Genomic DNA, 21,735 nt, shown 5'->3' with positions numbered 1-21,735 from the left:
TATGGCAGATATAGCGCTTGAAGAAGAACAAGAAAAAATTTATGATGATGTAATTGGAAACTTCACCTTTACAGCGGAAGGGGGAGGCGCTCCAGAAGTCCAAGGTCCTGAGATTACTACTTTAAAACCTGGTATCAGATTACATTTTTTGCGGTATGGACTTTTTTATAAGAAGAGTCCTAATGATGTTACGGCTAGCATAAATAAACCTACTTCGACTAATACCGAAACTGGTAAAAAAGCATACACGATTGGTGATGTAAAGGCGCAACATAGTGATATACCATCATTAGAAAACTTTTATGTTGCGCGTACTTCTCTAAATCTCGGCTATATTTATTTGTTTAATGCTGATGATCCTGAAGGTCCAGATTGTCATGAGTTTGAAGTCCAGGAGGATGGTTCTTTTTCAACTATTTTATGGAGAAATAATAAAGATGTAAATGGGCGATATTTAGATCATAGGACTTCTGAAGGAGACCGACATCGATTTAAAGTAATAAGTAAAGAAAAAACTTTCTGGTTTGCCTTCTCAACAGTTCAGTGGACCGAGGAGTATTTGCAGGAGACCCGAAAAAATCCAGAGAAGACTGAAGCTAGAATGCAAAAAGTCGAATGTAGAGGAATTAAAAAAGAAGGTGATAATCACAAACATGCTATTTCATATAAAGACCTTTATACTGTTCATTACCAAAAACATGTTGGGCATGGAGTTCTAAAAGAAATCATACACAATATCGAAGCCGATGAAAAAAGGCAAGATGAAGAAGATGATGAAAATGTTATTTACGACGATATGTTTGTCACTTTGGATGATCCCATAGGTTGTGTTAATGATATCAGTCAAGTTGTTAATGACAAAACAATTCGTTTTAAAGCATTAGTTGATGCTATTCAATCGGGAGAGACACTTGACCAGGCTTACGAAAGACTGAACAATGGAAGCTTAGAGGCTCCTATGCCAGAAAAAGAATACCAAGAATTATTTACGCTCGCACTCACCTGTTATCAATTAGTTTATAATGATAATGATGCCATACTTAAATATGATGGTGGTTCGCCAGGTTTTAATTTTAGTGATAGACATTCTCTAGACCCAAGGCCTGCCAAAAAGTGGATAATGACGAATCATTCAACACGACAAATTGATAACACCTCTCGTATAGGTTATGGACTTGATCATCAAAAATTGGAAGGTATTCTGGGAATAAAGGAGCGAAATGAAGCAAGAGAAGACCTTATTAGGTATCGAGATGAGCTAGGTAATTTTGTTAGTAATAATTATTTCAGAAAACACCTTGATGACTACTTATGCAATCATGACGAGCGAAAATTAGAAGGCCGAGGTCTATTAATGGAAATTCTTGATGTACTTAGTTATCATCCGTACAAGTTTGACCAACATTTAATACTTAAAAAAGATTATGTCGAAAAAGATAAATGGGTAGATTGGATCTATAATATCACTGATGATGCTTGTCGTGAAGATATCAAAAGTGAAGAGGTTAAGAGTAATGCATCGGGTTATGAAGGAATGGATCCGTTGTATGCACTTTTGGGTGCTCCGCTCAATTTGAATGCATTTTTAGGAAATGCTGAGAGTTTTAGCAAAAAACTGGCAAGCGTATATAAAAAGAATCTTAAACACAGAGCATCGTTCATTGCCGGCATTAAAGAAATCGACGGGAAGTTTTATAAGACAATACCCGAGAAACAGGTTTTTATTGTTGACAAATTGAATAAGAATCTAAAAGTATTTGGACATGAAATGTTTGAAATACGTGACGGCGATATCTGGATGCGTCTAGATAAACTTGGAGTCGAATTGGATCCGGAATATAATCCATTGGGGAAATACACCGGTAAACGCGCAGATGTTTTGCGTATTATCAAAGATACCCACCCTGATGGCTTTGAATATAGGAGGATAAGAAAAGGGAGATATGTAGATTATGAAGTAAAAGTTAGGGTAAGAGAGAATATGGGTGCTTGGGAAACGCTTGATCCAAAAACTCAAAGAAATATAAAAATAAGTAAGGTTATTAATGGTCGAGCTTTTAATGGGGTGTTTGCGGCATTAGAATTGTATAATTTTGGAAATGCAATTATCACGGTTACCGAGGAGGGTAGCACACGAAAAGACGAAATCTATGCTCTTGGTTCAGCGATTAAATTAGGAGACGCAAGTATGAATCTGGCCAAGACAGTTGTAAGTACATCAACTGCAAATAAAGCATGGTTCAGAACAACTGCAACTAGTTTAAGTGTTGTTGGTGGTGTGATAACAGCGGGCTGGTGCTTCTACGACAGCTATAGCGCTATAGACAAAGGTGACATGGATGCTGGGTTAGCCCTTATAGGAGCTGGTGTTGCTTTTGGAGTATCTGCGCTTGCCTCCTTAGGGACTATAGCCGCTTTAGGAGGTCCCGTAGGATGGATCATGGCAGCAATTGGCCTTGGGTTATTGATTATAGCTTCCTTATTAACAGATTCTGAACTGGAAACGTACTTTAAAAATTTTGTTTTAAGCGATAGAGTGGCATTCCCAAAACCTGATTCGATGCTTCCTATGCGATACATTCTAAAAGTGTTGGATGAAAGGGAAAATCTTACAAAAGATAGTTACCATGAAACCTTGATGAACCCTTATGATGCCCAGGCAAAACTATTTGATTATATTATTTGTAAAGAAATTGAATTTAAGCCAATAGATCCTGAAAAAATAAGTTTTACCAGTCGTGAACCTGGAAGCAGTATAACAATAACTTCTTCTTTGACAACGGCCTATCGTTTCAATGCAAAAATGGTATTTAGTCGTTTTTTTAACCACCCAGATCAAGTGGAGGTTTATGCTTTTTTTTATGCTGAAGGGATAAAAAAAGGAAATCCAAAAAACATGGTTCTTAAAAAACCAGAAAAAGTCTATGACAATGATAACATGGAGGCGTTACAGGTTCAATTTTCGGTGTCAAGTAATGAGAGAAATCAGATCAAAATGCAATCAGAAGTAGTTTTTGCGTTGCGCTTAAAAGTAGATGAATCCAAAAAACTGTATTTCCCTTATCACTTAGGTGGAAAGGAGAGATTTTTAGGATCTAAAATACGCTTGCGTGGTTTAAGTGCGGGTCTTTACATTAGTGATTTACATCAAAATGAGGAGGTAAATATTGCTCCCTTAAATGAACTAAAAAATAGAAATGCTTGGTAATGGACTTTACAAGAAAAGTCACACATAACGGCTATAAGAATCCTGAAAAATTAAAAAAATATTACCATAGAGTAATTAAAAAAATTTATTCAAAGCCGGATAGTTTTGATGAGAACTATACCCAAGGTAGAGGCTCAGATTATTTGTTTTATGATGATGATTGTTTAGTTTCAAAAAGTGGGGGATGGGTCATTCCAATAATTCTGGGTCTCGTTTCTTTTGGTTTTCTTTTAATTTTTTTTCCAGGCCGGGAAGAAAAAAGTGAAATAATCGATTGGGTATTTTTTATTATTTCACTTTTGACATTAATATTCTCTTTTGTCTATGGCTTTACAATGCCGAAAAGAAAAAATATTTTAAACCGTAAGGATGGATTTATAACATTTTCCGGTTTTCTTTGGCAACCCGATATCACTATGGAATTTAGAAAAACAGAATTTTCATATAGTACTGGAGGAGAAGATGTGGTTGGGGCCTTTCAATTACAAATTATTAGACCGAATAAATGGCAGACCTTTGCAATAGCTGGTTACGTTGGTATTGATTGTTATGAGAACATGTCTTTTATAACTTGGTATATGGATCGAAACCGCCCCTTGCCTCCGGGTACATCCTTTGATGGATGTCGCCAAAAAGATTTTGAACGGAGAAAATCTGAGGGCTTCCCAAAACCATTATACCCTAGTGCAATACCAACACCAGAATTTACTGAAGAACAACAAAAAGAACGAGAAAAAATAGGAGGCTGGTAACCTAAAATTTATCAAAAATGAGCTTCAAAGCAACCCTTAACATATTTACACAAGCCTATTCGGTTTTAGATCTTAGCTATAACATCAACCAGCAAACGGATCATAATGGTCGACCTACTCGACGTGCCCTAGGCGGAATGATACACTTAAAAGTAGAATCAACCAAAGATGACGCTGGATTGTATGAGGCCATGTTTTCGCCAACACAATCTGTTCAAGGCTCTATTCGTGTTTATAAAAGGGACGGATTTAGTAAATCGTTTGATATTGAGTTCGCCAATGCATATGTGGTCGGGTTAAATGAGCACTACAATGCCGTGAGTAATCAACCGCTACATATGGATTTGACCATAAGTGCTCAAATACTGCGAATTCGTAATACAGTGTTTGAATTACCAGCAAACCCGAGTAATCCTTTTGTAGGAGCTGATGCCCCCATAACGGAACGTGAAACTAGCGATGATGATCCAGAATTGGTAGATTACTATATAACTGATCTTGAAGATAACAAGTTGGAAGAAGCGGTTCCAGGAGATAAAATATTATTGAATGTGCTAACGAAAAACCTAAAAGGGGAAACACTCACCTTAAATCTGGAAGATCCAACAGCCGATTATAAATATAAAGGCGATTTATTAGAGAATGATACTCTAAGTGATTATAAGATTAACTATGATCATGAGAAAATTGAGTTGGAGGTAATTATACAAGGATTGGAAGAATGAGCGAGAATACTTTTAAAATAGAGGTTGGAGGGTTTACTGCGACTGCAAGTATCATAGTAAAAGACTTAGTCATTGATCTTGTGCTATTTGTCCCTGGAACAACAGATCCTGTTAATCTAGAAAGCAAATTACATCAAGCATATAACAAGACCTATTTTGCAAAGGATGAAAAGAATAAGTTTTTACCCGCAAAAGAAGACCCTAATTTTCTTGAAGATTTTAGAATTCTAAGAGATGAAGAGTTTCCGGACATGCATATTGAAGACCAGTGGTTTAGTTGGACAGGGGATAATGATCCCAAAGCCAGAGTAAATGCGGGAAAAGCCTTAATGGATAAAATTTTAGATTGGTTTCCGGGTAATCGAAATAAAACGACATGGATCCACTTGGTAGGACATTCTCATGGGGGTAATGTAATTAATGAATTCACAAAGGCAATAGCCGAAAACAATGATTTTCATGATAAATGGAAGGTTAAAAGTGTGACTTACCTGTCAACTCCATTTTTCAACAAAATGCACCAAGTTGATGAATCGAGATTTCATGAAGATTGCAAGATTATTAATGTCTATAATGAATATGATCTGACACAAAGAGTAATAGCAGATTATTCGGTGAATGATTTATCAGCTTATGTTGCCTCTATCTTTGAGAATAGACTTTATAAAAGTGGCTCGAAAGAATTTGAAGCACTTTTTAAAGAAAAGGAAAAAACAAAATCTCAAAAAGACTTTGAGAAGTACATTGAAGAAGATCTAGGGGTAAACTTAATCAATACTCGTCAGGAAGAGTTGGAGCAACTTTTTAAAAAGCTTCAAAATAAGGATATTAACTATAATGATAGACTTTTACTTTGGGAATCAACTTTGAGTATTTTCAACGGATTAAGTTATTTTCTCCGATTGTTTAAAGAGGAGACTGCTAAAGCGCCTAAAACTGCTACCAACGTTCAAAATCTGTTATTACTACTTACAGATATTAATGTTTGGGTTAATAAAGTTAAAAAGGATTTAAAGGAAGGAATTACATTTATTAAAGATGATCAAGTAAAAGAAAAGGGTTGGTGGACAAGAAATATAACAGATAATGTACCATATCGTTGGACATATAATTTTGCACAAGACCTTAATTTGTCGACTGAAATTATTGGTTGGTTGAATACATTGATGGAGATTAAAACCGGACCGAAGGATAGTTATTTATTTAAGGTTTTTGAAGAACTTTTGCTTGCAGAAAAGCACGGTGTGATAAAGGTTATCGATGATACTAGTAATGATCCAGAGTTTCAGTTTAGTAAATTCAAAGGAAGTATTATTTCTGAAAATATTACAGACCTAGATAAGTATAGCACAAGGAATAAATTTAACGACTTTAACGTATTTATTTCTATGTTAGAAGATGCTGTTAAAAAAGGAAACCCCTCTGGGAACGAGCAAAAAAACATCAAAGAAATTCTCTTTATTTTAGTTAGTCAATTAGATTCAAAAGACAGTTTTAAAGCAGCTCATAAAGTATTGAGAAATATGAACATAGCCTTTGCCCTATTATCTGGGCCACTTGTTAAGTGGTATCTGGATATAGATAATGAGCTTAAAGAACTTGAAAAAAACTTAAAAGTTTATAAAAAAACAATAGCGAAATATAATTGTCACCTTATTGCCAATGAAGACCTAGTTAGTGATGATTTTGGATTAATGGAAAAACCAGGAAGTTTAGGTTATTTTGCCCAGGTTTCTCATAGCTTGAGTCATATGTTAATGACTAATGAAGTGAAAAATGAATTGAAGGAGAGTTTTGGATCAAGAAGGATATGATGTGTATTAAAAATAGTTTTTTGTTCTTATTTTTTTTTGGCGTATTCAGCCTTAATCTCTTTGGTCAGAAGTTAACAGATAGAGACCTTAATGAAGAACAATTTGCAGCCTTACTAACTTTAAATAAGGTAATCCCCGAAATAGATTTTGAGGAAAAAGGTGTCGCGGGCTTCTATCAATACTATGAAAATACCAGAAAAATTGAAATACCTTGCTCGGATATTGAAGGCGAAACAATAGATGATATTTCTATTTTTTCAACCTTGCCTAAGGTTGAAGAGATTTTGTTTTTTGGATGTTCAAATAATGACTTTAGTTCACTAAAGAATAGTTCCAAATTAAAAACGCTACGAATTTATGAACATAAAACATTACTTGATTTAACCACTGTCTTTCAGATTAAACAGCTTGAAAACCTGGTAATTAATGAAGTGTCTAATGTCTCTGAAAATGAGTTGCAAGGCATTGGATTCTTAAAAAACCTACTAACCTTATCAATTGAGAATAGTGATATAACGGATTTGTCTCCAATAGTTGACTTAAATAAACTTGAGAAAATTTCAGTTGCGTCATGTAATATTAGTAAAACTGAAAATTGGAATGCATTAGCTCAATTAAGAGAAGTCTCTCTAACTGGATGTGGTCTTACCAACTTAGATTTTTTAACATCACATGAAAAACTGGAAGTACTAAGTGTATCTCAAAATAAGCTACAGAAACTCAGTTTGAATTTTAAGGGGTTGAAAACATTATGGGTAGCTTCAAATGAATTGACAAAAGTAACTGGATTTGCAAATAGTAAGGACTTAGGTTTAATTAATTTAGGTTATAATAAGTTGGAAGATATAACAGAGCTCATTGATTTAGAAAACATAGAGTTTTTAAATATCAGTTATAATAATATTTCTGATATATGTTTTTTATCCTCAAAACAAACTTTAAGTAATTTAGATATTTCTAATAACCCAATAGGAGATGCTAGTTGCTTAAAGGCCTTAATTAATCTTGAAACATTTGATGGCAGTTCGAATCGATTATCTATATATCCTTGTTCTCCTAGAACACTTGAAGAATTAAAATCAAATAATTCATCATGCAACAGTCTTGAAAAAGGCTTATACTGGTCTTTAAATAACCTGTTTTATATTCTAGCTGCAATCATAGTTTTCGTCATAGTAATGGTATTTATTAGCAGGTCAATGAATAGAAAAACGGAATAATTAATTTATAAGATTTCTGGCTACCGATCTTAACAGTATCTTGTAATTTTCGTCTAACTTATACTCGATCTTTGTTGAATTCAACGGAAGATTACCTAACCTCCTCTTTACCATCCGCATGTAATGCAAACCTTCCTTTTTTATCTTCATTAGTAGGATCATGGGAGTTCCAAGGCCAACCCCCGAATTCAGTCTTACGATATTCCATAATGGCATCAGTAATTTCTTGGTAGGTGTTCATAACAAACGGGCCTTGTTGGGCTACGGGCTCACCAATCGGTTTTCCTTGAATTAACAAGAACTTAGCTTGTTTGTTTCCATTTTTGATAGTCAATTCTTTCTCAGGAGAAACGTACATTCCATGTAAAGTAGGAATTTCATAGCCTTCAACTTGTATTTCATCACCTTGAAAAAAATAGATACTTCGATTAATTACGCTTTCTGCTGTTGGCACTGACCATTCAGCATTGGCATCAATGGTTCCAATCCAAATAGCAACTGTGTTTTCAGTATTTGCCGCCCAGGAATTTGGAGTAGGAGCGAGTGCTTTTTGGTCATCATAAGCTCCTGCAATTAGTTTGATTGAAATACCATTTTCAAGAGTAAGTGTCGGAATATCTTCATTCCAAAGCATTTTATAATGTGCATCGACCATCTTGTCTTTAGCAGGTAGATTTAGCCAAATTTGAAATAAGAGCAACTCATTTTCCTCCTCCGTCTTTAGTAGGGGAAACATCTCGCTATGTTGCACACCTTTGCCGGCAGTCATCCATTGTACATCGCCTTCGCCAAACCTACCTTTAGCACCAAGTGAATCAAAATGATCGGCGATTCCTTTTTCAACAATCGTAACGGTTTCAAAACCACGATGTGGGTGGTGCGGAAAACCTGGAACTGTCTGGCCATGATACATATTCCATCCATCTTTATTAGCGAAATCCTGACCAATATTTCTTCCTTCTAGTGATGCTTTGGGGCCCATTTTACCATTACCTTTTGGGAAATGATCATGGTGAAATGCACAAAATAAAAATGGGTCTTGTGTTGGCCATTGATTGCCTAGTTGGAATATTTTTTTGATAGCTGTCATTTTTCTTTTTCCTTGCTTTTAAAGGTTATGTTTTTCAATCATGGCAACAATTTCAGTATGACCATGCAATTTGGCAGATTCTATCGCCGAGAATCCACCATATCCATCTATAATTGTACAGTCAGCACCATTTTCTAAGAGGAACTTGACGATTTCAAAATTCCCGTTTCTAGCGCTTTCAATGAGTGGGGTTGTTAACTCTTCGGGATGGACATAATTAATATCAATACCCATTCTCACATAAGCTTTTACCAATTCAAGATTTCCTTGCTCGGCAGCTTTTAGCATTTCTTTCCAATCACCTCCTCTTAAATTTACCATGTGTTTCTAGATTTAATTCCCTGAGAACAGAGACGGATAATTTCTTTAATTCGTTTTTCTCTGGTTTCTTGTCGTCTAGCCTGATTGAGCCAATATAAATAGCTTTTTCTGTTGCTAAATGTAAAGCCTTGATAATTGCTAAAAGCAAGTTGATTACCGTTAAAAGCTTTTTGAAGATCCATTGGAATAAGTCCATTTTCAACATCATCTAATGCAATCCACGAGCCATTTTCCTTAGCTATTTCTATAGACCGATATCCCGCTTCATGCATTTTATTGGTGGCAATTAATTCTTCAACATGGGTTTTGTTAACCTTGCTCCAGACACTCTTTGGTTTTCGTTTGCAGAAGTATTGAATTCGTTTTGGTCCACCCACATTCTTTACTGTAGAATCGATCCAACCAAAACATAATGCTACACGAACGGCTTCTTCCCAACGCATTGTGGGAATCTTGGCTTCCAGCTTATAAAAAACCAGATATATTCCGTTTTCGTATTGGTCATAGTTTTGATATAGCCAATTATACCACTCGTTGTCTTTTTTAAAGTAGAGCTCAGGTTTTTCAATCATTATATAAAGATACAAATCATAAACCCAATTTGATGCTTATTAACTCCCTAACCAATCGGTATGAAAAGTTCCTTTTTTGTCTACGCGTTCGTAAGTATGTGCTCCAAAATAATCCCGCTGCGCTTGTATCATATTTGCAGACAAATTCTTAGTGGTCATTGAATTTAGATAGGTGAGTGCCTCACTAAAACAAGGGATTGGGGCATCACTTTCTATCGATGCGATGACAATCATTTTTAGGCTATTTTTTAGGGATTTAACTTGATCGACTATTGAAGGTTGAAACAGAATTGCCTTATCAGAATTAGTAAACAAATTGACTAGACTCTCCATTAATTCCGATCGTACAATACATCCATTTGTCCAAACACGGGCAATCTCACTCAAATTCAAATTCCAACTGTAGGTTTTTGAAGCTTCGTTGATTAGATCAAATCCCTGATGATGATTGATTATTCTTGCCGCTGTATAGGCTTCCTTTAAAGTGTCAATATCAAATTGTGGTGCAATTTTTTCCTGCTCATAAAGGTCGACCATTTTAATACGAGTTTCTTTAAAAGCTGATACGTACCTAGCGAATAAAGCACTGGAGATTACGGTAGCTGGTATTCCTAAATTGGCAGCAGATACAGTGGTCCAGTTTCCTGTTCCTTTGTTTCCTGCCTTATCTAGTATTTTATCAATTAACCAGCCTTCACCTTCTTTTTTTCTTAAGATATTAACCGTTATTTCTAAGAGAAAACTATTTAATTCGGTTTTGGTCCAAGACCCCATCAAATCAGCAATTTCTGATGGTGTTTTTCCTTGTGTTCTTAATAACTGATAGACTTCTGCCAGAAGTTGCATTTCAGCATACTCAATTCCGTTGTGGACCATTTTTATATAATGACCACTACCTTCAGGTCCTACATAGGTACAACATCCTTTTCCGTTTTTGTCAACTGCAGCAATTGTATCAAGGTAAGGAGCAATCTCGTCATAGGCTTCTTTATTGCCGCTTGGCATGATTGACGGACCCTTTAATGCGCCTTCTTCACCACCAGAAACTCCTGTACCTACAAAGTGAATTTCCTTTTCTTTTAAATAATCAATACGCCGTTTTGTATCTTCAAAATGAGAATTACCACCGTCAATGATGATATCACCTTTATCAAGATACGGTTCTAAATCTGCAATAACATAATCAACGGGTTTTCCTGCATTCACCATCAACATAATCTTTCTAGGTTGTTGCATTGAAGCAACAAAATTCCCCAAATTATCAAAGGCTAATGAATTTTTAAAAACAGGAAATTCAGCTTTAAAGTCTTTTGCAATATCCACTTCTTTTTCATCGACGTGCCTGTTATACATGGATATGTTAAATCCGTTATTTGCTAGATTTCTACATAGACTTTTTCCCATTACCCCAAGTCCGATAAGACCGAATTCGGTTTTATTAGTAATAATATTCACTGCTTGATTGGTAATTTCTTCTGGTGTCATTGTAATTGAAAATGTAAGCGCTTTTTTGGGATTCTCTAAAGCATCAAATTGCGATTGCAATAATGCTTCCGGCATAAAATGATTTTCTCGCTGCTTCATTCTTTCCGAAATTAACTCGAAACTGCCCTCTAGGTGCACAAAATAGATTGATTTTATAGATTGTCTGAGCAACTGTCGGTAGTCATCCTTTAAGGCAGAGCAGGCAATAACGGCACCCTCTTCCGATTGTTTTTCTTGAGCCAGCTCGTTTAACGACTTTAGCCATCCCAAGCGATCACCATCATTTAATGGCTCACCAGCTTCCATTTTCTTTTTATTTACTTCCGGATGAAAGTCATCTCCGTCGAAAAAAGGAATTCCGATTTTTTCAGATAGGAGTAATCCGATGGTAGTTTTCCCAACACCAGAAACACCCATTATAATGATTATGTTCTTCAAAGTTATGATGCTTAAATAAGCGTCCCAATTTAGGTGATAAAATGACTTACTACATAATACTATTTGAAAATACTATGGTACTTTCCAATCCAATTTTAGAATAACAAAAGAGGTTTTAGCAACTCATTTTCTTATTCATAAATTCTAATTATTTCTCCATTTATTTTTCCTTCAATGCTTTTAACATAAGCATTGACAACTTTATTCATCGGAACCGGATTATGGCCTGGGAAATAGTCACGGTATTTATCAACTGCGTCAATTACCAAACCAGATGATACTACGTTAATACGATGACCGTTTTCAAGTTCTAATGCAGCAGCTCTAGCAAAACTATGAATTCCACCATTAACCATGGCCGCACTTGTGGTCATTGGTACTGGGTCATCTGCTAAAATTCCTGTTGAAAGTGTAAACGACCCTCCAGCGGATAAATGCTTTTGGCCAATACGAACAAGATTTACTTGCCCCATTAGCTTACTATTTAAACCAATATGAAAATCACTTTCAGATAAGTCGTTAAAAGGAGCCCATTTTGCCTCACCGGCAATACAAACAATAGCATCTACAGTACCAACCTTTTGAAACATATTTTCAATCGATTTTGAGTCGGCAATATCGACATTGACATCGCCATTAGTACGAGCTGCAATTATTAATTCATGATTTTGGGTTAGATGATCGCGCACTACTTTACCAATAGTACCGTTTCCACCAATAATTAGAATTTTCATATTTGTTTTTAGGTTATTTAGTTAATTATTTTGCTAGCATAAAAAGTATTGGAATATGTGCTCGGGCATTCCAGCTTTTTTCAGAATGATCTGCACCTTCAAATTTCTGGGTTATCCAGTTTTCATTTTTTACATAGCCTTTATCCGTCATTATCTTATCGACTCTCATTTGATAAGGCTCATATTGCGCATCCAATGTCTCAGTCCCATAATCGAAATAAATTTTGTGCGTTTTAGGATCTGGTAATGTACTAGGTAATGTTGCAATATAAGCATCCCCAATCATTGGTATTGGCCAATGTGTTGAAACGCAGCCCGCAGCACCAAATACATCAGGATATTTAGATATAGCATATAAAGATATTAAGCCACCCATAGAAGATCCCATTATAAAAGTGTCCTCTGCTTTTGTTGATACGTTATATGTTTTGTCAATAAAAGGTTTCAATTCCTTTACCAAAAACTCGAGATATTCATCCGATAATAGTTTCTCGCCACCAAAATTATCCATTAATGCTTTTCTAGCTTGATCATTATCCGTAGCTTCTTTTGGTTGAGCGGGCATATACTCGATAAATCGTGTTTTAAAGGTATTCCATGGTGCAACTACAATCGTTTTTTCAATTGCTCCTATGCGCATTAGGCTGTCAATTGTTTCATCTACTCCCCAGTCTATTTTAGTGTATGAAGTAGAGGGGTTGAATACATTTTGACCATCGTGCATATATAATACATGATAGGGTGTAGAATCATTTTGATCATAACCGGCAGGAAGAAAAACTTCGACATTTCTAGATTGTACGATTTCAGATTTGAAATCCTTATACATAATCACTTTTCCCTTTTGCTTGGTTTTAAGTGTTTTGTGATTGCTTTGCGCAATACTTTTTGTGAAAAAGACACAGGAAAGGAAAGCCGTGATAAAAGAAATTAATTTCATTGTTAAAGAATTATCTTATTATTTGATTCGGAAAAACTACAACACTTTCATGACCATCTTTTCCTATAGCAGATACGCCGAAAAAGAAATTGTCAATCACAATTCCCTTTAAAGTAAACTCGGTTATATCACCTACAGTTCTGCTGTTATCCCATATGGGACTAGTCGTATCTCTCCAATATATTTTATAACCAACCGCACCTTCAGTTTTATCCCATTTTAATTTGGCTGAAGGTTCGACAATACCGCCAATACCTACTGTTTTTGGAGATGGAGGTGCCCAAGCCAAACCAGCCATAGTAATGGCATTTACAGCTGTAAGTTTTTTAGCATAATCGAAGTTGACGTGTTCAAAAGTATCACCATACTTAATGCCATTTTCTGTTCGCAAATCTTGATGCTGCTGTGTGTAGTTTTCATGTGCTTCCATGATTCGTAAACCAGGAAAGCCTGCATCGTTAAATGGTCTATGATGTCCGCCGCGCCCAAAACGATCTAATCTATATACTAACATTGGATTCATTTCTGGCATATAAGTTTTAGTTTGCTTGTGAACATAGCGTGCTAGTTGTCTTGAAATTCCATCCACTTCACCACCATAAAAACGTCTAGAACGTCTTTGTCTTTCGGTTTCTGTTGGTGGTACGGGTTCAGAGAAAATTCGGAAAGTACGATTGTCAATAACTCCATCCACACCAGTAATATTGCCAATCATATCGTTGTTTAGAATTCCAATAATCTCCCAGCCTTTTTCTTTGGCATATTTAGCCAAGCCTTGTCCACCAAATAAGCCTTGCTCTTCGCCAGATAGACCGACGTAAATCACACTATTTTCAAACTTATACTTAGATAACACTCTAGCGGCTTCAATTGCACCAGCCATACCACTCGCATTATCATTGGCACCAGGAGAATCTGAAGTATAATCAGTAGGGTCACTTACACGAGAATCGATATCACCACTCATGATGATGTAGCGATTAGGATATTTTGTTCCCTTTTGAATGGCGACTACATTCACCACCATCACATCTTTTACAATACGCTGATTGGTTCCTTTTTTTACCAGGTCTTTTTGATAAAAAACATCTAGGCAATTGTTACAATCTTTTGAAATGTTTTCGAATTCCGATTTAATCCACCTTCTGGCAGCACCAATTCCGCGAGTATTAGATACAGTGTCACTTAATGTGTGCCTAGTGCCGAAATCGGCTAGTTTTTTAATGTCAGCTTTGATTCTATCAGCAGATACATTGTCGATAATATCATAAATACGCTGATCTTGTTGGGCGATAGTTAATGTAGTTATAAGCAAGCAAAGGAGAAGTAGTATATTTTTCATTTTTGGAGTGATTAATAACATTCTAAATTAAGCAAAAGTGGACGTACATTTTTATTAAAGTTTGTTAGGACTTTTTTTAAGAAGATAAAACAGACCAAAAAGTGGACCTATAGCTAATGGAATAAACAGGAATTTTATCTCAATATGCTCACTTAAATATGCTAATAATTGGATACTTATGATGCTTATGGCAAAACCAATACAATTAACAATAGTTAATCCGGTTCCTTTTAATTCTGGCGCAGCAGCCTGAGCCACTAATGTTGAAAATTGAGGTGAATCTGAAATGACGACCATACCCCAAATTACAAATACCGAAAGAAAAACTGGATACGGAAGTTGAAATAACAAAGGTGAACATAAACAACAGATACCAGATATCAGCAATGAAATAACTGCCACCTTTTTGCTTCCTTTTCTAATAGCAATGTAACCACCTATAATACAGGATAACAGTCCTACAGCAATTATTGTAAATACAACAAACGGACTTGATTCATTTGACTCATGAAGTTTGTTGTAATATTGAAATGCGACGGGCACAAATGCCCAAAAGGCGTATAATTCCCACATATGTCCAAAATACCCTAATGCAGCTATTTTGAACTGTTTTATTTTGAACAGATTTGTTGTTGCATTAAGCAGTAGTCGTTGGCTAGGTTTACGAAAGGGTCCGTCTTTAACGAATATCACCAATGATAATCCTCCTAAAACTGCAAGAGCTGATGTTCCTTTAGTAATAAAACTATAGTTTGTACTCCAATTAATTCCATTCAAAAAATGAGGGAAAGCGGTCCCTAGTACTAGTGCTCCTACCAGATAACCCAGCGCTTTTCCTAAACCTGCTTCATAATAATCAGCTGCGATCTTCATGCCAACAGGATAAATACCAGCAAGGAAAAAACCAGTACCAAACCGGACCAAAATTATTCCGGTTATGCTTAGATTTGGTAGCAAGATGATAGTGTTACAAGCTGCCGCAAGAAAGGAACAAGTCAAAAATACCTTTGAGGGCGAAAACCTGTCCGCGATCATTAATAAGGCAAAAGTTAATGTGCCAATAATAAAGCCTAGTTGCACTGAGGATAATAAGTGTCCAATATATTCGGAACCATTGTCTTTTAATATTGGTATTTGATCTACAATTGCATTTCCAGCAAACCAAAGGGAGGTACAGGCAAACTGTGCGAATACAATAATTGGTAGAATATATTTTTTTGGTTTCAAATGCCGATTATTCCTGAATATTGGTTACTGAAATAATCTTACCATTTTTAATTTTATAAACGGAAACAGCACTGTAATTACCACCGTTAAAATCGTGATGTTCTTCATCAATTATTATATCGCCAATAATAATTCGCTTGTCAATTTTTACCTTAATGCCCTTTACATTTTTAAAGATATTTCCATATAGATTGGATAAAGTATTCTTTCCTGTCGAAGTTTTAAGGTTCGGATAATTGTATAGAATTACATTTTCATCATATGCATTTAAAAACTTAATAAGATCTTGCTTGTTATAGGCTTCATTTTGCTGAAGGACCGGAGCTGGATCTACATTTTCTTCCTTAGGGCGTATAAAGCGAGCTCTAATAATCTTTCCATTTTCTACTTCGTATATCGCTACAATAGAATATCTACGGTCGTTGGCAGTGATGAACTCTTCATCGATTACCACATTGCCAATAACTATTCTGTTTTTTATTTCAGAATGAAGATTGGGAGTTTTCTCAAAAAATTCTTGATATCGTTTTCTAGTAGCTTCAGCACCTTCTGTAGTTAAAGAGTCGGGGAAACTGTATAGCCTGATATCCTCAAAGAATGTACTCATAAACCCATCAATATCTCGATTATTGTAGGTGTCCAACTGTTTCTGAACAATACGTTCTGGTGAAACTTCTGCAACAAAGGCCATATATGTGCCTACTTGATTAATGGCTAACCTGCTTATATTATTGATTTCAGGACTATCAAAACTTTTTAAGACTTTCCAATTAAGACCTTCATTAGGATTTAATTGATAGATGGTCTTGTCCTTAGCCATAAATATTGTGCCGTCTGGTGTCCAGCACATATCCTCTACATTAGGAATTGTATTGATAATCGATCGGGTTTTCCCTGTTTCAACATCAAGTGATCGGATTTCCCATTTTCTATTTTTCTTACTGATGTAACTCACCAATGCACTATTAGGAATTTTATGAAGTGAACGCCCGATATTGGTATCAACAGTTTTATTTTTATTAGTTGCCAAATTTGAGACAACAAGCGATGATTCTTTGCCCAAAACAAAAGATGCCAATTTTGTTTCGGTAGCCCAAGTGTGATAACCAATAACAAGATCGTTTATTAATGCTTTTGAATTACCAGTAGTAAAATCATAACTATATAGCAGCTGTTTTCCGTCTTTATCCAAACGAATTGCTGATATTTTTTCTTGGCCAGGAATTTTAGTCGGGGAGTATTCACTTCCGAAGTCAGTATTAGTAATGTGACAAAATTTCCCATCTAAAATGGTGTATTTGCCTATTTCTGTTTGTCCATCGAGATTTGATGAAAAGAGGACGGTATTGTTGTCGTAAAATGAAGGTTGATTATCATAGCCTTCGTTATTTGAGATATTTATACTTTTAGAAAATTTGAAAGAATTACCTTCTTTCTCAAGATATAATAGATGCACTTCGGTGTCAGCTTGCGCTTGCAAGAAAAATGTAGAGAGGAGTAGTATTGTGGTCAGGTAATTTTTCATCATAAAACTTTGAATAAAGATAGTGATTCAAAAAAAATCCTGAGTTGTTTTATCAACTCAGGATTTAGGGACTTGACTAAAAGCAAAAAAATTAGTTTTTTATCAGCTTAGATATACTTTTATTACCATTGATATCGAATAGAATGACATACACATCTGGCTTCATTTTATTTAATGTTAGCTGAATCTCATGTCTTCCTTTTGATAGTTTAGATTGATATACTTTCGATGACCTTCCTGAGCTATTTGTTGCGAATATCGAAACGTCATTCTCATTGTCTAAAAGTTGAATAATCGCACGTGATGATCTTGTTTTTTGGTCATAGATCAAAACAGCCTCCATATTGCTTGTTGAACTGCGTTGTGTCGATGAAAAATCACTAGGAGGGCTTGTATTCCATTGATTGTTATAATAATAAGGGGCGGAAGCGCAACCAAATAGATCGGTGGTTTGATCTGCACCTGCATTGCTGAAAATTATGTTAGTACAGTCGTTGCCATTTAGAGTAGTTTGATACCAACCATTGCCTATAGATTGCATAGCAACGCCAGGCCACTGTCCGGAAGTTGGTTGATTATTCTCCCAAGTATAAGCATGCGTTTTATTTTGAGTGTATAAGGTAAGCTGACCAGAATTATTATCTGGTTTGGTAGCGTAAAATTGGCCTTCGTAATAATAGGGTTGTGATGCGCAAGCAATAAGATCTTCGGTTTGCCCATTTCCATTATTTGAAAAGATGATATTAGTGCAGTCGGCGGGCACCTCAGTTTTATACCAGCCGTCGCCGTCGCTAGCCATTGTAGCTCCCGGCCAATTACCTGAAGTGGCTTGCTGCTGTTCATTCCATGTATAGGCGGTATTTAAGTTATAGGCATAAACTGTAAAATTAGATGGTGGTTGGCTCGTGCCTTCTTTCCAAACTGCATAATTAGGACCAGAGGTGATAATCTCCCAATTCGCCCCTTGCGGGCTCCAATCTTGAGGTCCCATTTTCATCGCAACTTTATAGTTGTCACCTTGAATAGTGGCAGCATATAGACCTTGTTGCGCAGTAACAATATCTAGAGAACTTTGGCTATGAATACCCGCTTCTTTCCTAGCATTTATTAGTTCTTTTATTTGATTTTGGACTGTTTCTCCCCAATCGAATAAATGTGGCCAGTATATGCATGGTACTCCAGGATGGGTAAGCAGATAAGCGTAAGTTTGACCAACATTACCTGCATTCAACACATTATTTGGTGTATCATATCTAGGAGTATCATGATTCTCTACAAAAGTGGTGTAATTTCTGGGGTCCCATCCAATTCCGCCAGAGGCTTGATCATTATTAGCTAGATACGAATAGTTATTGTCGCGTACAACTGATTTTAGAGTGAAATAGGTTGGGAAATCGAAAGCATTAGATTGCGAAGCGTCAATCCAATCCTGTACGACTTGTTTGTTGCTATTAAAGTTTTCACCAACCGTATACGTTGGATTAGTAGCATTGTTATATTCAGTAAAATAAGAAGGTGTAAAGCCATGAACAAAATCGTAACGCCAACCTTTATAACCAATAGCTTTTAAATTATTTAAAAACTGCTTGATGCTTTCTCTTACATAGTTTTTGGTATGATCTATATCTCGTGCCGCTTCATATGGTGTGCCTGTATCATTAGCCCCTCTTGGATATGTATTGAAATACGCCGGCTGCGACCACACTTCATCATTAGATGTAATGGCATCGGTATTCCATTGTGGGTTTTCGAAATCAACCCAATTAGTGTTTCCAACTCGATGATTTATAACAATATCTGCAATTGGCTCAACCCCATTATTGTTTAATGAGGAAAGCATTGAAATATGATCTTGTAAACTTCCGTAATTATTGGCAAAGTTATTGAGCTCACGGGGCAAATAACCTTCTAGAGAACCTGCATCACTTGGAGGGGGAAGCCAGATCATATCGACACCCATATCACCGATATCAGCAGCAAGACTATTGATTACATTATACCAGTTATCAGGATTGTTAGCTGCTGCTTCCCAATAGAAGCCTTGCAGTAAGACACGATCATCATTAGGTATTTGTGCATTGGAAAATGAAAAGGTACATACAGTAATGAGGAATAGAAGATACCTCAGATTTGGCATGATTTTTTTGAGTTTGGTTGAAATTGTTATCATAAAATGTGAATTGAATAATAATGGTGTTTAAAAAATGAGACTTTCACAATTTAGTCGTTAAAATCGGACTAAAAAATTGCACGTATTCACTATAACGTTGTAGTGTTGATAACTAATTCTAAGCGTGTTATAAATTGATATTAGAGCACAAGATTTTGTTAAGAATTTAATGATTTCTAAAGATATTGGTCATTCAAATGACTGATTAAAAGTATAATGGGGATTCTTTGAAAATAAAAAAGCCGCTCAATACGAGCGGCTTCTTCGGTTTACGAATAAACCAGATTTGAATTAGTCAAAGTGATATCCGTTTTCTGCAGCAACGCTGTCAGCAATTTGCGTACGCAATGCAACCACATTAGGATTGTTCATGTACTTAGTAAATCGCTTAAGACCCATTAACATCATGCGTTGCTCATCGCCTTCAGCAAAAGAAACAATTGCTTCTTTTCCTTTAGATTGAATGATATCAACGGCATTGTATAGGTATAATTTAGACATTGCTATTTGTATTGCTTGCGACTCTTCTCCGAATCGTTTCGCATTCTTCTCAGTCCTTAAAATAGCTGACTCAGCAAGGTATATTTGGATTAAAATATCAGATGAAGCCATTAACAATTGTTGGTGTTTCTCTAATTCTGGTCCGAATTTTTGAACTGCAGATCCTGCAACCATTAAAAACACTTTTTTAAGTTTAGCAATCATATCTTTTTCTTCAGATAATACTTCAGAAAAATCTGGCGTGTCAAAGGAAGGAATTCCTGTTAGCTCATCTGCAACTTTCATTGCTGGATTTAATAGGTCAACATGACCACGCATTGCCTTCTTAACCAACATGCCAACTGATAACATTCTGTTGATCTCATTAGTGCCTTCATAAATTCTAGAAATACGAGCATCTCTCCAAGCCGATTCCATCGGAGCTTCAGCAGAGAATCCCATACCACCAAAAATCTGGATTCCTTCGTCAGCAGTACTTTGTACATGCTCAGAAACTGCTACCTTTAAAATAGAGCATTCGATAGCGTATTCCTCTACACCTTTTAATTCAGCTTCTTGGTGCGAGTTTCCTTCGGCTTGTCTTACTGCAATGCGATCTTCGATATTTTTGGCGGCACGATACGAAGCTGACTCATCAGCATAGGTATTAGTGGCCATTGTTGCGATCTTAGATTTTATTGCACCAAAATTCATAATAGGAGTTTTAAACTGAATACGCTCGTTGGCATATTTAGTCGCTTCGTCAATAATACGACGTTGTGCATCTAAGCATGCAGCAGCTAATTTAATTCGCCCTACGTTCAATGCATTCATTGCAATTTTAAACCCGCCACCACGTTCAGAAAGCATATTCTCAACAGGAACTTTTGTTTCGTTAAAGAAAACCTGTCTAGTCGATGAAGATTTGATACCTAATTTAGGCTCTTCTTCACCCATTGTAATTCCGTTACTAGGGTCGTTCTCTACTATAAAACCTGTAATATTTTTATCATCACCAATTCTTGCGAATACGATAAACAATTGGCAGAATCCTGCGTTTGAGATCCACATTTTTTGTCCGCTGATTAGGTAGTGTTTACCATCATCAGATAAAACAGCCTTAGTTTTTCCAGAATTAGCATCAGATCCTGCTCCAGGCTCCGTTAAACAGTATGCGCCAAACCACTCACCAGTTGCTAGCTTAGGAACGTATTTTTTCTTTTGTTCTTCATTACCATATAATGTAATTGGCATCGTACCAATACCCGTGTGGGCACCATAAGCTGTACTAAATGAACCTGTAGCGCCAGAGATATAATCACATACCAACATAGTAGAAACAAATCCCATTCCTAGTCCGTCATATGCTTCTGGTACTGCAACACCAAGTAAACCAAGTTCACCAGCTTTGCGCATACATTCTTCTGTATATTTATAATCTTTCTTTTCGAAACGTTCCCAGTGTGCCCAAACATCTCGATCTACGAATTCTCTGGTACTGTCACGCATCATTTTCTGCTCTTCAGATAAATCTTCAAGCGTAAATACATCTTCGCATTTAGTTTCTTTTACAAGGAACTGTCCACCTCGTAGGATTTCTTTGTTTATTGTTTCTGTACTCATAGCTAACAGATTTTAGTAGTTAGTTTTAAGTATTGAATTGTAGCTCCAATACTTAATTCTTGTTTTATT

At 36.0% G+C, this 21,735-nt stretch carries 16 protein-coding genes; 5 read left to right on the top strand and 11 right to left on the bottom strand.

The window, feature by feature from the left end:
- Nucleotide 1 precedes the first annotated feature (1 nt).
- From GWK10_RS14995 to GWK10_RS14975, 5 genes are read left to right on the top strand one after another with little or no spacing between them, the layout of a single operon-like run.
- Nucleotides 2–3,208, top strand: coding sequence for a toxin VasX (locus GWK10_RS14995; RefSeq protein ID WP_164033209.1), 3,207 nt, complete (start codon nt 2–4; stop codon nt 3,206–3,208).
- Nucleotides 3,208–3,960, top strand: coding sequence for a hypothetical protein (locus tag GWK10_RS14990; RefSeq protein WP_164033151.1), 753 nt, complete (start codon nt 3,208–3,210; stop codon nt 3,958–3,960). The genes GWK10_RS14995 and GWK10_RS14990 overlap by 1 nt, the downstream gene beginning before the upstream one ends.
- 17 nt (nt 3,961–3,977) lie before the next feature.
- Entirely contained in the window at nt 3,978–4,685 is a 708-nt protein-coding gene (gene tssD / locus GWK10_RS14985) for a type VI secretion system tube protein TssD (RefSeq protein WP_164033208.1), read from the top strand.
- Nucleotides 4,682–6,499, top strand: a complete 1,818-nt coding sequence (locus GWK10_RS14980; protein WP_164033207.1) for a lipase family protein — start codon at nt 4,682–4,684, stop codon at nt 6,497–6,499. The genes tssD and GWK10_RS14980 overlap by 4 nt, the downstream gene beginning before the upstream one ends.
- 20 nt (nt 6,500–6,519) lie before the next feature.
- A complete protein-coding gene (locus tag GWK10_RS14975; protein WP_164033206.1) occupies nt 6,520–7,719 on the top strand; it encodes a leucine-rich repeat domain-containing protein in 1,200 nt (399 codons plus the stop codon).
- A gap of 91 nt (nt 7,720–7,810) precedes the next feature.
- On the opposite strand, the gene GWK10_RS14970 is transcribed toward GWK10_RS14975, so the two are convergent.
- From GWK10_RS14970 to GWK10_RS14920, 11 genes are all read right to left on the bottom strand, one after another.
- Complete coding sequence (locus GWK10_RS14970; protein WP_164033205.1) at nt 7,811–8,809, bottom strand: pirin family protein; 999 nt, start codon at nt 8,807–8,809, stop codon at nt 7,811–7,813.
- 18 nt (nt 8,810–8,827) lie between these two features.
- A complete protein-coding gene (locus GWK10_RS14965) occupies nt 8,828–9,130 on the bottom strand; it encodes an ankyrin repeat domain-containing protein (protein ID WP_164033204.1) in 303 nt (100 codons plus the stop codon).
- Complete coding sequence (locus tag GWK10_RS14960) at nt 9,124–9,702, bottom strand: YdeI/OmpD-associated family protein (RefSeq protein ID WP_164033203.1); 579 nt, start codon at nt 9,700–9,702, stop codon at nt 9,124–9,126. Before GWK10_RS14960 ends, GWK10_RS14965 begins: the two co-directional genes overlap by 7 nt.
- 39 nt (nt 9,703–9,741) lie before the next feature.
- Nucleotides 9,742–11,625, bottom strand: a complete 1,884-nt coding sequence (gene gndA, locus GWK10_RS14955; RefSeq protein ID WP_239540774.1) for an NADP-dependent phosphogluconate dehydrogenase — start codon at nt 11,623–11,625, stop codon at nt 9,742–9,744.
- Between the two features lie 131 nt (nt 11,626–11,756).
- Complete coding sequence (locus GWK10_RS14950; protein ID WP_164033202.1) at nt 11,757–12,359, bottom strand: short chain dehydrogenase; 603 nt, start codon at nt 12,357–12,359, stop codon at nt 11,757–11,759.
- A 25-nt stretch (nt 12,360–12,384) separates the two neighbouring features.
- Nucleotides 12,385–13,299 carry an alpha/beta hydrolase gene (locus GWK10_RS14945; RefSeq protein ID WP_164033201.1) on the bottom strand — a complete coding sequence of 305 codons (915 nt, stop codon included), beginning with the start codon at nt 13,297–13,299 and terminating at the stop codon, nt 12,385–12,387.
- Between the two features lie 10 nt (nt 13,300–13,309).
- Nucleotides 13,310–14,641: a M28 family peptidase gene (locus tag GWK10_RS14940; protein WP_164033200.1), complete on the bottom strand. Its 1,332-nt coding sequence runs from the start codon at nt 14,639–14,641 to the stop codon at nt 13,310–13,312.
- Nucleotides 14,642–14,695: 54 nt separating this feature from the next.
- Nucleotides 14,696–15,868: an MFS transporter gene (locus tag GWK10_RS14935; RefSeq protein WP_164033199.1), complete on the bottom strand. Its 1,173-nt coding sequence runs from the start codon at nt 15,866–15,868 to the stop codon at nt 14,696–14,698.
- A gap of 7 nt (nt 15,869–15,875) precedes the next feature.
- The gene (locus tag GWK10_RS18305; RefSeq protein WP_204263152.1) at nt 15,876–17,396 is read right to left on the bottom strand and encodes a nuclear transport factor 2 family protein; all 1,521 of its coding nucleotides are present in this window, start codon (nt 17,394–17,396) and stop codon (nt 15,876–15,878) included.
- A gap of 88 nt (nt 17,397–17,484) precedes the next feature.
- Nucleotides 17,485–19,530 carry a starch-binding protein gene (locus GWK10_RS14925; protein ID WP_164033198.1) on the bottom strand — a complete coding sequence of 682 codons (2,046 nt, stop codon included), beginning with the start codon at nt 19,528–19,530 and terminating at the stop codon, nt 17,485–17,487.
- A 324-nt stretch (nt 19,531–19,854) separates the two neighbouring features.
- Complete coding sequence (locus GWK10_RS14920; protein WP_164033197.1) at nt 19,855–21,666, bottom strand: acyl-CoA dehydrogenase family protein; 1,812 nt, start codon at nt 21,664–21,666, stop codon at nt 19,855–19,857.
- Between the last annotated feature and the right edge of the window lie 69 nt (nt 21,667–21,735).

This window comes from Spongiivirga citrea, assembly GCF_010671565.1.
Classification (GTDB): domain Bacteria; phylum Bacteroidota; class Bacteroidia; order Flavobacteriales; family Flavobacteriaceae; genus Spongiivirga; species Spongiivirga citrea.
This window is presented reverse-complemented; position numbering and strand designations above follow the sequence as displayed.

Excerpts from the sequence above, each read along its gene's own strand:
- GWK10_RS14920 (WP_164033197.1), bottom strand. The coding sequence starts at position 21,666 with ATGAGTACAGAAACAATAAACAAAGAAATCCTACGAGGTGGACAGTTC.
- tssD (WP_164033208.1), top strand. The coding sequence starts at position 3,978 with ATGAGCTTCAAAGCAACCCTTAACATATTTACACAAGCCTATTCGGTT.
- GWK10_RS14990 (WP_164033151.1), top strand. The coding sequence starts at position 3,208 with ATGGACTTTACAAGAAAAGTCACACATAACGGCTATAAGAATCCTGAA.
- GWK10_RS14965 (WP_164033204.1), bottom strand. The coding sequence starts at position 9,130 with ATGGTAAATTTAAGAGGAGGTGATTGGAAAGAAATGCTAAAAGCTGCC.
- GWK10_RS14950 (WP_164033202.1), bottom strand. The coding sequence starts at position 12,359 with ATGAAAATTCTAATTATTGGTGGAAACGGTACTATTGGTAAAGTAGTG.
- GWK10_RS14945 (WP_164033201.1), bottom strand. The coding sequence starts at position 13,299 with ATGAAATTAATTTCTTTTATCACGGCTTTCCTTTCCTGTGTCTTTTTC.
- GWK10_RS14960 (WP_164033203.1), bottom strand. The coding sequence starts at position 9,702 with ATGATTGAAAAACCTGAGCTCTACTTTAAAAAAGACAACGAGTGGTAT.
- GWK10_RS14970 (WP_164033205.1), bottom strand. The coding sequence starts at position 8,809 with ATGACAGCTATCAAAAAAATATTCCAACTAGGCAATCAATGGCCAACA.
- GWK10_RS14925 (WP_164033198.1), bottom strand. The coding sequence starts at position 19,530 with ATGCCAAATCTGAGGTATCTTCTATTCCTCATTACTGTATGTACCTTT.
- GWK10_RS14980 (WP_164033207.1), top strand. The coding sequence starts at position 4,682 with ATGAGCGAGAATACTTTTAAAATAGAGGTTGGAGGGTTTACTGCGACT.
- GWK10_RS14940 (WP_164033200.1), bottom strand. The coding sequence starts at position 14,641 with ATGAAAAATATACTACTTCTCCTTTGCTTGCTTATAACTACATTAACT.
- GWK10_RS14995 (WP_164033209.1), top strand. The coding sequence starts at position 2 with ATGGCAGATATAGCGCTTGAAGAAGAACAAGAAAAAATTTATGATGAT.
- GWK10_RS18305 (WP_204263152.1), bottom strand. The coding sequence starts at position 17,396 with ATGATGAAAAATTACCTGACCACAATACTACTCCTCTCTACATTTTTC.